This window comes from Deltaproteobacteria bacterium, from assembly GCA_016709225.1.
Lineage (GTDB): Bacteria > Myxococcota_A > Polyangia > Nannocystales > Nannocystaceae > Xiheibacterium > Xiheibacterium phototrophicum.
Map to the genome: position 1 here is coordinate 586,311 of JADJEE010000002.1, position 14,589 is coordinate 600,899.

The following is a 14,589-nucleotide window of genomic DNA, read 5'->3' on the forward strand; positions in this document are numbered from 1 at the left end:
CGCCCGCGCGATCTAGCCCTCGGGCTCGAACTCGTCGCAGGCGGTGTCGATGAGCCCCACGGCCTGCTCGAAGAACGGCCCGTAGTCGGGCGCGCAGACGCTGCCCCACAGGCCGCGGTCGCCCCACGCATCGACGAAGTCGATCAGCCGCGGCGAGTACTCGCCGCCGTTGGAGCCCGGCACGCTGTCGGGCGGACACACGGCGCCGGGCAAGCTGGTGTCGCCGAGCAGTCCGAGCACCACGATGGCGCTCTGATTGCCACCCTTGCGGGCGAGCAGGTCCGCGTACCAGGACATCGGATCTCCGGGTGAGTCGCCCGCGTCCTCCTCGTCGCTGATGAAGGTCACCACCAGCACCGCGTCGTCGCGCAGGAAGCCCTCGTTGCAGCCGCCGGCCCCGACCAGCGGCTCCGACACCGCGGTGAGCGTGCCGGCCATGGTCAGCTCGGGGCTGTTGCCGCTGTAGAGATTGGCGACACACGCGAATGCGGCCTCGGGGTCGGGCTGCGTGGTGTCGAACCACCGCCGGCCACCGGCCAGACCGCACGCACCCCGCTCGACGCCGTCGTCGTGATCGATGCCGGCCCCGAGCGCGCCGTCGCAGGGGTCCGGGTCGGGCAGCGCGCCGCAGGTCCACTGGTCCTGGGGCTCGATGATGCCGCACGCGTCGTTGGGGTCTTCGCCGTCACAGTCGCCGTCGTGGCACTCGGCGAGCTTCTCGTCCCACTTGTCCTGGGGATCGGTGTCGATCACCATCACGTGCCAGTCGCTCGCGACCTGCTGCTGGATGGTCGCGATGAAGTCGGGGAAGCTAGCCGCGAGGTTGCTCTGCTCGTCGCCCATCGACAGCGAGTTGTCGATCACGAACAGGAAATCGACCTTGTGGCAGCCGGAGCCCTCGGCACCTTCACCGGCCGCGGTCGCACCGTCGGGGGTGTCGAACAGCGGGCCCTCGCCACCTTCGGGCCCGTCGACCCCGCCGTCGTCATTGCCCCCGTCGACGCCGCTGGTGGGACTCGACCCGGCCTCGGTACCCGCGGCCGAGCCCGTGCCGGCATCGGTGATGCCGCCGAACGACGCCGCGCCGTCGTCTCGCACGCTCGTCCCGCACGCGAGCGAGACCATGAGGAGCGCGACGGTGGAGATGGTCGTGATGTGCCTGCCCACGGCTGGGGATTGGCCGCGCACCCCCGCGGGTTCGCAGCCATCCGTGCGCGGCTACGTACAACGCTGCAGGACGTCGCCGAGACGTCGCCGGTACGGGTGGCTGCACTACGCCGCGAGCGCGGTCTTGTCGGTCATCGAGCCGTGCCAGAAGCGCTGCAACAGTCGCCGCAACTCGTCCAGGCGCCCGCGCTCGACGGCCGGCCGCAGGTGCCGCGAGAACTGTAGCGCCACGCGATTGGCGGTGAGATAGCGATCATGCAGCGCCGCCTCGGCGACCAGCTCGAACTGGTAGTAGAGCCGGTGTACCAGGCGCTCGAACTGCGCGCGGGCGTCGTCCCAGCGGTGCAGCAGGCAGATCGCGAGCTTGTCGACCTCGGCCTGGGTCTCGAGCTCGAGCGCCGAGACCGGCCGCTCGCGGCGCGCGGCCTCGGCGATGTACACCAGGTGGCTCAGGCCCTCGAGCACCGGCAGCGTGTCGCCGAGCGCGTCGTCGGCGAGCGCATCGTCGACCGCAGTCGCCTCGAGCTGCGCCAGCGTGCGGCCGTCGATCGCGAGCCCGAGCTCGAGCACCCCGTCGTCGGCCTCGTGCACGAACAGACGCTCGCGGACGTCGTCGTCCCCGACCTCGCAGGGCAGCAACAACGCGTGGGGATCGAGGCCGGAGTCGGCGCCGTACAGCGCCTCGAGCCCGGCGAACAGCCGCGAGAGGTTGCTCGGCTGCATCGTCACTGCTCGATGTCCGAGCCCTCGGTGTCGAGCAGCACGCCCGCGCGTACCAGCAGCTTGGCGTCGCGCGGATCACCCTGCGCACGCCAGCGCTCGTACAGGGCCATCAGGTCGGTGGGCTCGTTGTGGGCGCCGTGCTCGATCACGTCGCCGATGACCTCGGCGACGTCGACGAACATGTCCGCGAGCATGCCGAGCACCGCCAGCGGCCCGGGCGCCGCGATCTCGCGGTAGGCCGACTCGCCGATGCCGTGCACGTAGCGAACGTTCACGGGGCCGCGATGCAGGCTGCGCGGGACCACGCCGCTGATGTACAGCGCTCGATCGCCGACCGTGCGCAGCGCAAACGCGCGTGCCGAGCCCGACTGGCTCTTGGCCTCCATGTAGTCGAGCGCGAGCGGACGGCTGGTGCGGCCCGCGTCCGCGGTGCGCCGCGCGTAGCCGGCCAGCAGATGCACGACGTAGGCCTCCACCTCGGTCGGCAACGACTTGCCGGTCCGGCCCTGCACCTGCTCGAGCTCTTCGAAGAAGAACGACTCCAACGTGTGATGGTGAACTGCGACCGCCGACGACATCCGAAGACTCCGGTGGTTCTCGAGGAACCCCAGCTTCCATCATGCGGAAAAGCTGGGACCCATGGAAGATTGTGGAACGCCAACGGCCCCGCGCCAGTCGCCAGGCCCGAAATCGTCGCGCGTGGGCGCACCCGCGACTCCGGGCCATGGAGGATGCCTGCGTTGGCACTCGCCGGCTGGGTCTGCCAACGCGCGAACTCGATCGCGCGTACCTCTGGCGCGGGCGAACAACGGGTCGGCCGTCCCCGGGCTCGGCGTGCAGGCGCGAGCATGCTGACCCGCGGCGCAACGGCGTCACGGCGGCGGCCGAGCTTCCGCGGGCTTGAACGCTGCGCTCGCGATCGCTGCCCCCCTGTCCCCCGAGTTCCACGCGCGCATCGAGGCGATGCTCGACGCCGGTCGCGCCCTGGACGCGTTCGCATGCACGAAGACGTGGTGGCAGCAGCCGCCGCGCAGCCACGTGCACCTCGGCCTCGACGAGACACTGCTCGCACTGCGCTTGAGCGCTCGACTCGGCGGTCGCTTCGAGGGCGCGCTGCTCCGCCATGCCGAGCGCACGGCACCGACACACCCGATGGTGGTGCTGCGCCGTCGCATCCGCGTCGCCGAGGTCGGGCTGTACCGGGCCGTGCTGGACTACGAGCGCGCGCCCGAGATCGATGGCGCGACGGATGAGGTCGCCTCCTGGTGGTACGCGCACCAGGCGGTCGTGCGGGGCACGCTGCGCGACTTCGACACCGCGTGGGCGCTGCTGCAGCGCGCCGGCGCCTCGCTCGACGACGGCTACGTCGCGAGTAGCCGCGCGCAGGTGCTGCTGCAGCAACATCGCTTCGACGAAGCGGTCGATGCTGCCGAGCGCGCGTGGGCACAGTCCCCCGGCCTCGTTGCCGCCGGCTTCTCGTTGGCCGGCGCGCAGGCGGCGGTCGACCGTGGCGAGGCGGCCGCCGAGCAGCTGCTCGCGTGGATCGACGGCGGCGGACAGTCGCACGAGATCCTCTTGCTGGCCCTGGCGCTGCGCCTGGCGACCGCGCGTCACGCCGAGCCCGACGAGGCACAGGCGCTCGCGCGCGACATCCTGCGCCGGGCCGCGTCGCTCGAGGCGCTGGCGCCTCTGGCCGTGCCAGCGGTCCACCGCGGTTTCGCGGCGCTGCGGGTCGAGGCCGCGCGGGTCGCCGGCGACCTCGAGACGATGCGGCAACAGGCCGATCTCGCGAACAGCAGCTTCCATCGCACCCTCGCCGAGCGACTTCGTGAGCCGGGCACCGACCGTCGCAGGGTCCGACTGCCCCATCCACGCCCGCGGCAACGGCTCGACACCTGCGTGCCCGCGAGCATCGTCACCTGCACCGGCGCGCTCGGGCAGGCGATCGACATGGACTCGATCGCCGCCGAGATCACCTACGGCGGCACCGCGATGTGGCGCGTCCGCGACTGGGCGACGCGACACCACCTGCAGGCGCGCTACTTCGCGGCCACGTGGGAGAGCGCGTGCGCCCTGCTCGATCGCGGGCTCCCCTTCGTCATCACGTTCGAGGACGCGGTCTCGGGTCACGCGTGCGCCATCGTCGGCTACGACGCCGCTGCGCGGACCTTCATCGGGCATGATCCGAGCGAGGGTGCCTTCGAGTGTCTCGCCGATGCCGTGCGTTCGGCCGAGGCGCCGCTGGGGCCGCTCGCGTGCGTGCTGGTGCCGGCCTCGCGCATCGAGGAGATCGCGGCGCTGGCCCTCTTCGACGAGGCGAGCACCACGGTGGCCGTCGAGATCGAGGCACGACTGCACTGCGACGGTGCATCGGCCGCCCGCGCGTACGCCGAGCGCGACGACATCCGCTCGCACGTGAGCCCAGCGACGCGGGCCCGCCTCGACAGCTGCGGCGGACGACATGATCTGGCGCTCGCCGCCTACCTCGAGCTGCACGAACGCCACCCGCAGAACCTCCGACTGCAGGCGCTGCTCGAGCACGAAGCCGCGTACAGCCGCGACGCGCAGCTCCACGCCCGCATCCTCGACGCGATCCTCGAGGCCCCCGCGCCCGCCGAGCTGCGCTCCGATGGCGGGCGCAGGCGGGCGCTCGCGATCTTCGAAGTGCAGCGCGCCGTTCGTCTCGCGCGCGACGCGAGTCAGTGGTCGCTCGCCGAAGCGCAGCTGCTCGAGGCGGTGCGACGCTCGCCCCACTGCGCGGCCGCCTATGCGGCGCTCGGCGACCTCGCGTGGCTGCGCGGACGGTCCAGCGAGGCCCTGCTGCCGCTGCGGCTCGCGGCCGCACTGCAGCCGACGAACCCGGCCTACGCGGAGCGTTACGCGTGGGCCTTGCAACGCTCGGGGCGCATCGACACCGCCGTCGCATGGCTGGGCGCCCGCGCGGTCGAGCTGGCGCACGAGGCCGGCGACGCCAGCCCGGTGATGGGCGCCGTGGTGGCGCTGCGCGAGCTGGGCGAACCGACCCGCGCGATCGAGACGCTGCTCGCGGCGCGCCGCGATCATCCGCGGCACGGCGCGCTGGCAGCCGAAGCCGCCGTGTTCCTCGCCGAGTTCGGGCGCGACGAGGATGCTGCGCGTGCACTCGCGGACGCGCGCGCCCACGCCGATGCCGCCGACGAGCTGCGCGCGGCAACGTTGGTGGCGCAGCTCGGCGGTCGCGTACAACACGTGATTCACCTGTGCGAGGCCTGGGTCGAGGAGGCCGCGAGCGATCTGCACCCGCGCAGCTTGCTGCTGGAAGCGCTGGCCCAGACGCGAGGGCGCGCGGCGGCCGTCGCCCGCGCGCGCGCATGGCTCGACGACGCACCGCGCGACGCCGGCCTCGAACGACTCCTGCTCGCTCAGCTCGACGCCAGCGGCTCGTACCGAGAACACCGCGCACGGCTGGTCGATCGCATCGAGCGCGATCCCGCCGATGTCTGGGCCGCGCACGCGCTGGCGGAAGCGCTGTGGCGCGACATCTCGCGCGGCGGTCGAGGCTACGACCCGCGGCTGCCCGAGCTCCAGGCCGCGGTGCAGCGCTGCATCGCGCTCGCGCCCACGCACGAGGCCACCCATGCCATCGACGCCGAGCTGGCACTGCTGCGGGGCGATCCCAACGCCGCCGCCGCATGCCTCGATCGGGCGATCGCAGCCGCCCCCGCGTTGCCCCACCACTGGCGGCGACGACTGGAGCTGGCGGCGCAGCTGGGCGCCACGCAGCTGGACGCCATCGAGACGATGCTCGACGCCGCGATCGCCGGTGGCGAGCCGGGCATCGAAGCGGTGCCCCCCGCCGTGATCGTCGCGATCGCCGAGGCGGGTGGACTCGCCCGCGCACGCGCGGCGCTCGATCGCTGGGAGCCGGGCCGCCCCGGCGCGCCGTGCCTGCTCGAGGCACGCATCGATCTCGAGCTCACCTGCGGCGACGAGGCCGCCCTCGCCGGGTTGCGCGAGCCCGCCGAGACCATGACTGCGCGCCATCCACTGCACCGCGGACTGCGGCTCTCGCAGCAGGCGTTGCTCGAGCGACTCGGATGCGCCGACGAAGCCTGCGACGTCGCGATCGCGCTGTGCCGTGACCTGCGTGGCGACGCCGGGGTCCGGGCCACCGCGGCGATGCGACTGACGCGGTTGGGCCGTCCTGCCGCGGCCGTGGAGCTGCTCGACGAAGCGCTCGCGCTGGCCCCGTTCGCGCCGGCGCTGGCGATCGCACGCGCTCGGCTCGCGTGGGACGACGGCGAGCACGATGCATCGCTCGCCATCCTCGAGGCCGCGTGCGCCCGCATGCCGACCGCCGCCGACCTGCTCGAGACGCGGGGTCACCTGCTCGTGGACCGAGGTCGCCCCGACCAGGCGCTGACCCTGCTCGCGCAAGCCTGCGCGGCGTACCCCGAGCTCCCGGCACTCGCCCACGCGCGCATCTCGATCCTGCGGCGTCCCGAGCTGAACACGTCGATGCGCGAGATCCAGCGTCTGCTGGACCTCGCGGCCAGCCACGCGCCCGGCGACTGGGAGCTGGCGCTCGAGCGCATCGCGCTGGCGCGGACGCGAGGGGATGCGACGACGGCGCTGGCGATCGTTGCGGCGATCGAGCCGCTGCTCGAGGACGGCGTGCTCGCGCGGGGCGAGCACGCCGCGATCCTCCACTGGGCCGGCGACACCGATGGCGCCATCGCGGCGATGCAGCACGTCGTCGCGGCGCGCCCCGACTACGCGTTCGGCTGGTCCGCGCTGCTGCACTGGACCACGCAGGAAGGTGCATGGACGCGCGCGTGGGAGTACTGCGAGCGCCTGCCGCCGGCGCTGCGCGAAGCCCCGGCCTTCGCCATGCAGCGGGTTCGCGTGGCCGATCAGATCGAGGCGCTGCGCGAGCGCGCCTCGCTCGAGCTGCAGGCGCTGGTCGAGCGATGCCCCGACGACCTCACGGTGCGCGCGTTCGCGTTCGACATGGCGATGCGAGCGGACGAGCACGACCGCGCCCGCGCGGTGCTGCGGGCCGCCGACCTGGCCGAGCTTCCCGAGGCTCTGCTCGCGCGCGCGGTCGCCCTCGAGCTCGCGTGCGGACGCATCGAGGCCGCCGGCGACACCACGCGCGAGCTGTGGGGTCGCCCGCACGTCGACCCGACGCACGCCGCCCGCGCGGTCGCGGCCCACGTCGACGCCGGTCGCCTCACCAAGCTCACCCACGCGGTCGTTCGTGCGCTCGCGGCCGGCAACGGCGTGGCACCGGCGTTCGCCATCGCCCTCATCGATGCGCTCGACGAACGCGGCAACTCGGCGGGCGCGCGTCGCTTGTTCGCGGCGATGTCACCCGCCGGCGCAGGCTGCAGCGAGCACGTGCTCGCGAGACTCATCGAGGTGCTCGCGGATGCGGCCCTCTGGGGTGTGCTCGACCCGTGGATGGACACCGAGTCGACGCGCTTGCGTGCGGCCCCCGCGACGTGGGCCGCCGTCGGCTACGCGCTGCTGAAGCAGGGTGAGTACGCGCGCGCCCGCGACTGGCTCGCCGACTGGCGCACGCGTGCGTCGGCCACGGCAGCATCGATCAACAACTTTGCGGTGTGTGCCCTCGCCACCGGGCACTACGAGCTCGCCTACGCGGCCGCCCACTTCGCGTTGGTCGAACACGCCGCGCCGGGGTGCCGTGACCAGCTGCTGCGCACGATGCTGCGGAGCTCGATCGGTGCCCACCGCACCGACCGCTTCATCGAGGACGTGCGCTGCCACGGACTTCCCGCGCACGGTCACGGCGTGCGCGCCCTGCAGCTGCTGGCGGAGCTGTTGATCGAGCGGCCACGGGGACGGGCGCTGGTGCGGCTGTGCCAGCGCTTCGATCGCGAGGCCGAGGAGTCGGCCGTATGGATGCGCCGGCGCTGGCACGAGCTGACCTCGCCGCACCTGCGCTGGTACGAGCGGGCATGGCTCGCGATCACGTAGGCAATGCGCTGCCGCACGCCCTCGGAGGTCATGGCGCAGCGGTCGGTGCCGCCGCACACCGACCGCGCGTCGGCTGATCGAGGCCCCGGCCCGCGGCCCGCAGGGCCGTGAGTCAGCCCACTTCCTGGCCCGGGGCCGGCCCGACTTTCGTCGCTCGGCGGGGGTTGACCGGCCCGACGGCAAGACTATGCTCGCGCCGCCTGGCACTCGCCGAGGGCGACTGCTAACGCGCGGGATTCTCTGGCAGTTTCGCCCGAGACCGCGGTGGGGACCCATTGCCTTTCTCCCCCCTCGCCGCGCCGTTGGCCGCCGTCGACTTCGCCAAGGCGAACCCGCCGAACCACCTCACCTCCGAAGGAGCTCGTACCCATGAAGATCCGTCCCCTCCACGACCGCCTGGTCGTCAAGCGCGTCGCCGAAGAGAGCAAGACCTCCGGCGGCCTGTTCATCCCCGACACCGCCAAGGAGAAGCCCGCGCGTGGCCTCGTGATCGCGGTCGGCGAGGGCAAGCGTGACGACGCCGGCAAGCGCATCGCGCTCGACGTCAAGGCCGGCGACGAGGTTCTGTTCGGCAAGTACGCCGGCACCGAGCTCAAGCTCGACGGCGAAGAGCACATCGTGCTGCGCGAGGACGAGATCCTCGCGGTCATCGAGAAGTAACCCCGCTTTCCCACCCACCGGAGATTCCAAGTCATGGCAGCCAAAGAAGTTCGTTTCGATGAGATCGCCCGCAGCTCCATCCTGCGCGGTGTCAATGTGTTGGCCGACGCGGTCAAGGTCACCCTCGGGCCCCGCGGCCGCAACGTGGTGATCGAGAAGTCGTGGGGCTCGCCCACGGTCACCAAGGACGGCGTCACCGTCGCCAAGGAGATCGAGCTCGAGGACAAGTTCGAGAACATGGGCGCGCAGATGGTCAAGGAGGTCGCCAGCAAGACCTCGGACATCGCGGGTGACGGCACCACCACCGCCACCGTGCTCGCGCAGGCGCTGTTCCGCGAGGGCATCAAGATGGTCACCGCGGGTCACGACCCGATGGAGATCAAGCGCGGCATCGATGCCGCCGTGGTGACCGCGGTCGACGCGATCAAGAAGCTCTCGAAGGCCACCAAGGGCGAGAGCGAGATCGCCCAGGTCGGCACCATCTCGGCCAACGGCGACGAGGAGATCGGCAAGCTGATCGCCGAGGCGATGAGCAAGGTCGGCAAGGAAGGCGTGATCACGGTCGAGGAGAACAAGTCCAGCACGACCGAGCTCGAGGTCGTCGAGGGCATGCAGTTCGACCGCGGCTACCTCTCGCCGTACTTCATCACCGACCAAGAGCGCATGGAGGTCCACCTCAACGACTGCTTCGTGCTGCTGCACGAGAAGAAGATCTCGTCGATGAAGGACCTGCTGCCGGTGCTCGAGCAGGTCGCCAAGCAGGGCCGTAGCCTGCTGATCCTCGCCGAGGACGTCGATGGCGAGGCGCTCGCGACGCTGGTGGTGAACAAGCTGCGTGGCACCCTACACGTGGCCGCCGTCAAGGCGCCGGGCTTCGGCGACCGCCGCAAGGAGATGCTCAAGGACATCGCCGTGCTGACCGGTGGCAAGGCCCTCACCGAGGATCTCGGCGAGAAGCTCGAGAACCTGTCGGTGAAGGACCTCGGCACCGCCAAGCAGATCACCATCGACAAGGACAACTGCACCATCGTCGACGGTGGCGGCAAGAAGGCCGACATCCAGGCCCGCGTGAAGCAGATCCGCGCGCAGATCGAGGAGACCACCAGCGACTACGACCGCGAGAAGCTGCAGGAGCGTCTCGCCAAGCTCGTCGGTGGCGTGGCCGTGATCAAGGTCGGCGCCGCGAGCGAGGTCGAGATGAAGGAGAAGAAGGCCCGCGTCGAGGACGCCCTGCACGCGACCCGTGCGGCCGTCGAGGAGGGCATCGTCCCCGGCGGTGGCGTCGCGCTCATCCGCGCCCAGAAGGCGCTGGAGAAGTTCGAGGCCGGCTCGACCGAGCAGCAGTTCGGCGTGACCATCGTGCGTCGCTCGCTCGAGGAGCCCCTGCGCCAGATCGTCGCCAACGCCGGCGGCGAGCCCAGCGTGGTGGTCAACGAGGTCAAGAACGGCAAGGGCGGCTTCGGCTTCAACGCCCGCACCGGCAAGTACGTCGACATGATCGAGGACGGCGTCATCGACCCGACGAAGGTCGTGCGCACCGCGCTCGAGCACGCCTCCAGCGTGGCCGGCATGATGCTGACCACCGAGGCGATGATCGCCGAGAAGCCCAAGAAGGAAGCCCCCGCGGCGCCGGGCCCCGGCGGCGGCGGCATGGGCGGCATGGACATGTAGTCCCCGCCCGGTGAGCCTGCGCCGCGCGCCGAGAGGCGCAAGCGCAGGCCCCGTTCGAATGCGACCCCCGTGCACTGCGAAGGTGCGCGGGGGTTTTCGCGTCGTTGGGCACCGAGCGACGCCCGCGCGTGCGAGGGCGGCGCGCGCGGCCCAGAAATTCCCCATCGACGGGCGTCCTACCGCAAGCTCATGGCTTGCATGCGTGTCCGCCCACTCATCTCCGCCGTCCTTGCATCGCTCGCACTCACGGCCGTCGCGTGCGGTGGCGACGACGCACCCCGTAACGACGGCGATGCGACCGCGGGTAGCCTGACGCAGGGCATCGGCAGCAGCAGCGAGGGCACCGCCGGCACCACCGGCGACACAGCCGCCAGCAGCGGCGGCCAGGACAGCACCGCGGGCGGCTGCGCGGCCACCTGTGAAGGCGTGTGCATCGACGAGCTGTGTTGCGCGCTCGAGTCGGCGTGCGGCGACGTGTGCTGCGGCGACGGCGACGTGTGCTCGTTCCAGCAGTGCGTCACGCCCGGCGCCACCTGCATCGACGCCAGCGAGTGCGAGGACGACGAGTACTGCGAGTACTCGCTGGGCGAGCCGGGCATGGGCGGCGGCATGGGCATGTGCCAGGGCGGCGAGGCGCTCGCGACCGGTAAGTGCCTGCCAGCGCCGCCGCTGTGCCCCGACGGCACGCCGCCGCCCGAGGGCGACGACATCGACTGTCTCCCCGTGTGCGAGGTGATCCCCGAGGGCGGCTTCGAGCCGACCGTGAAGTACCACTGGCCCGGCGGCGACTCGATGATGGCGCCGATGGTCATCCAGCTCGACGACGACAACTGCGACATGATCGTCGACGAGCGCGACATCCCCGAGATCGTGTTCGCGACCTTCGATGGCGGGGCGTACACCGTCAACGGCACGCTGCACGCGATCTCCATCGTCGAGGGTGTGGTGGTCGACAAGTGGGCCGTCAACCCGCAGTCGCCGCAGCTCAACCCCGGGCTGTCGATCGCCACCGGCGACATCGACGGCGACCCCGGCAACGAGGTCGTCGGCTGCAGCGTGGACGGTCGCGCGATGGCGTTCGATCACGACGGCACGCTGCTGTGGGTCGCCAGCACCGCCAGCGGCTGCTTCATGCCGTCGATCGCCGACTTCGATCAGGACGGCTTCCCCGAGGTGCTCACCGAGGCGTCGATCTACGACGGCACCACCGGGCTCGAGAAGGCCGCGTTCGCCGGCCAGCAGACCACCTCGGCCGCCGACATGGACGGCGACGGCGTGCTCGAGGTGGTGGGCCCGCGCTACATCTTCGAGGCCGACGGCACGTTGCTCGCCGACGTCGGCATCGCCGGCTACCAGCATGCCATCGCCGACTTCGACCTCGACGGTGCGCCCGAGGTCGCGGCGATCAACCGCACCACCCACGAGCTCTACGTGTGGCGGTGGACGCCCGGCGTGGGCGTCGAGATGATCCGCGGCGGCATCGACATCAACGACGGCCTGCCGCCGTGCAACGGCGGCAACGGTGGTGGACCGCCGACGGTCGCCGACTTCAACGGCGACGGCACGCCCGACGTCGGCGTCGCGGCCGGCGTCGGCTACACCGTCTTCGACGGCGAGCGCATCATGGATCCGACCGTCATGGTGCCGACCGACACCATCATCTGGCTCACGCCGGCGGTCGACTGCAGCTCGCGTGCGACCGGCAGCTCGGTGTTCGACTTCGACGGCGACGGCAAGGCCGAGGTGGTCTACGGCGACGAGCAGTACCTGCGCATCTACGACGGCTCGACCGGCGCGGTGCTGTTCGAGACCTGCAACACCACCGGCACGCTGTGGGAGTACCCGATCATCACCGACGTCGACAGCGACGGACACGCCGACATCATCGCGGTGTCCAACAGCTACTCGTCGATCACCTGCCCCGCCGACGGCTCCAAGCAGCAGGGCGTGCGGGTGTTCGGCGACCTCGAGGGTCGTTGGGTGCGGACGCGGCGAGTGTGGAACCAGCACCACTATCACGTGACCAACATCGAAGAGGACGGCACCATCCCGCCCATCGAGAGCTCGAACTGGTTGGTGGACGGACTCAACAACTTCCGCCAGAACGTGCAGCCCCAGGGCGAGTTCGCAGCGCCCGACCTCGTGGTTGCGGTGCTGCCGCTGTGCAGCCCCGAGGAATTCGGGATCACCGCGCGCGTGCGCAACATCGGCCTCGCCGCGGTGCCCGCGGGGGTCGTCGTCGGCTTCTACGACGGCGATCCCAGCGCCGGCGGCAACCTGCTCGGGACCGAGGTCACCACGAAATCGCTCTACCCCGCAGAGGCCGAGGACCTGGTGCTGGTGCTCGACCCGCCGCCGCAGTCGTTGGTCGACGGCAGCCAGGACGCGTGGGTGGTCGTCGACGACGGCATGCCCGCACACCCATGGACGCAGTGCCGCACCGACAACGATCGCGGCCACGGACCGGTGCCGTGCCAATTGCCGGCTGATGGTCCGCCGGCGGATGGTCCGGCGACGCACGGCGCGGGCTGGTCAGCGCGGCGCCGTTGGCCCATGATGGCGCCCGCATGCGCATCGCTGCGGCACTCCGGATCCTCGGCGCGACGGGGTCTGTGCTCCTCGTCGCTGCCCACGGCGTGGCGTGTCTGCCCAACGGCTCGGCGTGCGATCGGCCGGCCGCCGCCTGCCCCGCGACGGGCAGCGCGACCGAGACCGGCAGCGACAGCGGCACCGCGACGACCGGCGGCAGCGCGACCACCCAGGCCGGGTCCACCCAGGACGGCAGCGGCGACTCGGTCGACAGCAGCACCACCGAGGTGCTCGACTGCCACGGCGCGAGCCTGCGCGTGGCGACCTTCAACGTGAAGTCGGTCGGCTTCGAGGGCAGCGACGAGTGGAATGCGCTCGGCTCGGTGCTCGCACGGCTACAGCCCGACGTGGTCTGCATCGAGGAGCTGGCTGACGGCGAGACCGCACCGCTGCGGGCGCTGACGATGTCGCTGGGGTGGAGCGAGCCGATCCAGGCCGATCCGTCACCGGCGATCGGCGGCGAGCTACGCAACGCGTGCATGAGCCCCCACGCGATCTCGCGGATCGACTCCTACAGCGGCGAGGATCTCTCGAGCGACCAGCACGCCAACGACGTCGGCCGCGACTTCCTCGGCGTGCGCATCGTGATCGACGACTGCGCAATGGGGCTGCTGGCGGTGCACGCCAAGTCCGGCCAAGAAGATCTCGATCGATTCCGGCGGCAGGTCGAGTTCGAGCGCCTACGCCAGGCGATCGACGACATGCACGCGCGACACCCCGGTGAGCCGCTGGTCGTGATGGGTGACTTCAACGAGAACACCGACGACCCTTCGCTGGGCCAGGTCTTCGACGCACCGCCGGTGGGACTGCCGCGCTCGTACCGTCTGGGCAGCGACATCGCGCTGCCCATGACCTACGACCCGTTCACGACCGTGTCCAACGCCGGCCTCACCGCCATCGACGCGACCCACGAGGACTCGTCCCGCATCGGCACCTGGGGTGTGAGCGCGGGATCGGACGGCGTGCGCATCGACTACATCTGGCTGGACGGCCCGCAGCTCGTGAACGCGATCGTCTACGACGCGTGCCGCGACGACGGCGTCGACGAGCCCCCCGCGGGGCAGTGGCTGGCGCTCGCGGGCGATCCCGTGCCGTGCGTCGCATCGGCGCTCGCCTCGGATCACCTGCCGGTGGTCGCCGACATCACCCTGCTCCCGTGACGAGCGGCGGCCGGCGCCCGAGCCCGCGGACCACATCGAGTCCACGGACCTCGCGGGGCCGCCCGCGCCGCGGGGCCGCGGCCGAGCCCCAGGCGGATCCCCTTGCCAGCGGCGCGCTCGCCCGCCAAGATCGCGGGCACGATGAATCCGCTCCGCAGGCTCGAGTGTCGCGCATCCCTGCTGGCGCTGGCGATCGCCACCGCTGGCGCTTCGATCCACCTCGCCGTCGAGATCGCTGCGGATGCCTACGCCAGCGACGAGCGCGTGGTGCCGGTGCGCTGCCCCGGGGCGCTCGAGGCCCTCGAGCGCGTGCGCCCGAGCGGTGCCGCGGCCGATCCATCGTACCTCGAAGCGGTCGAGCGACGCTGCCGAGCCGATGGTGCCGCGCGCTGTGACGTCAGCAACGTCGTGCCCCATGGCCGCGCGATCGAGGCCGTGCGCCCGCTGTTCGGCGACGAGGACGTCAACCACGTGTTCCTGCGCTTCTCGCCCGCACACCACCGCATCGTGTGGACGGTGACCGCCATCGAGGCCGGACTCATCGCCGACGTCGACGCCTTCGAGGCCGATGTCGTCGAGTTCGCCGCCGAAGGCGTCACGACCAACTGAGCTGCACCCGTGCGTGGCGCGGGGGCTCGCG

Annotated in this window: 9 protein-coding genes; 6 read left to right on the plus strand and 3 right to left on the minus strand. The window is 71.5% G+C overall.

Going from position 1 to position 14,589, the window contains the following annotated elements:
* Positions 1-12: 12 nt before the first annotated feature.
* From IPH07_16730 to IPH07_16740, 3 genes are all read right to left on the minus strand, one after another.
* Positions 13-1,167 carry a hypothetical protein gene (locus IPH07_16730; protein ID MBK6919042.1) on the minus strand — a complete coding sequence of 385 codons (1,155 nt, stop codon included), beginning with the start codon at positions 1,165-1,167 and terminating at the stop codon, positions 13-15.
* A gap of 105 nt (positions 1,168-1,272) precedes the next feature.
* Positions 1,273-1,890, minus strand: a complete 618-nt coding sequence (locus IPH07_16735; GenBank protein ID MBK6919043.1) for a hypothetical protein — start codon at positions 1,888-1,890, stop codon at positions 1,273-1,275.
* Between the two features lie 2 nt (positions 1,891-1,892).
* Entirely contained in the window at positions 1,893-2,468 is a 576-nt protein-coding gene (locus IPH07_16740; GenBank protein ID MBK6919044.1) for a hypothetical protein, read from the minus strand.
* A gap of 322 nt (positions 2,469-2,790) precedes the next feature.
* Between IPH07_16740 and IPH07_16745 the strand changes: the two genes are divergently transcribed.
* From IPH07_16745 to IPH07_16770, 6 genes are all read left to right on the plus strand, one after another.
* Positions 2,791-7,869, plus strand: coding sequence for a C39 family peptidase (locus IPH07_16745; protein ID MBK6919045.1), 5,079 nt, complete (start codon positions 2,791-2,793; stop codon positions 7,867-7,869).
* A 369-nt stretch (positions 7,870-8,238) separates the two neighbouring features.
* Positions 8,239-8,529, plus strand: a complete 291-nt coding sequence (gene groES / locus IPH07_16750) for a co-chaperone GroES (protein ID MBK6919046.1) — start codon at positions 8,239-8,241, stop codon at positions 8,527-8,529.
* Positions 8,530-8,562: 33 nt separating this feature from the next.
* On the plus strand, positions 8,563-10,200 hold the full coding sequence (gene groL, locus IPH07_16755; GenBank protein ID MBK6919047.1) for a chaperonin GroEL: 1,638 nt from the start codon (positions 8,563-8,565) through the stop codon (positions 10,198-10,200).
* 198 nt (positions 10,201-10,398) lie between these two features.
* Positions 10,399-13,065, plus strand: coding sequence for a hypothetical protein (locus tag IPH07_16760; protein MBK6919048.1), 2,667 nt, complete (start codon positions 10,399-10,401; stop codon positions 13,063-13,065).
* Positions 13,017-13,949, plus strand: a complete 933-nt coding sequence (locus IPH07_16765; GenBank protein MBK6919049.1) for an endonuclease/exonuclease/phosphatase family protein — start codon at positions 13,017-13,019, stop codon at positions 13,947-13,949. Before IPH07_16760 ends, IPH07_16765 begins: the two co-directional genes overlap by 49 nt.
* Before the next feature lie 141 nt (positions 13,950-14,090).
* Complete coding sequence (locus IPH07_16770) at positions 14,091-14,558, plus strand: hypothetical protein (GenBank protein ID MBK6919050.1); 468 nt, start codon at positions 14,091-14,093, stop codon at positions 14,556-14,558.
* Positions 14,559-14,589: the final 31 nt, after the last annotated feature.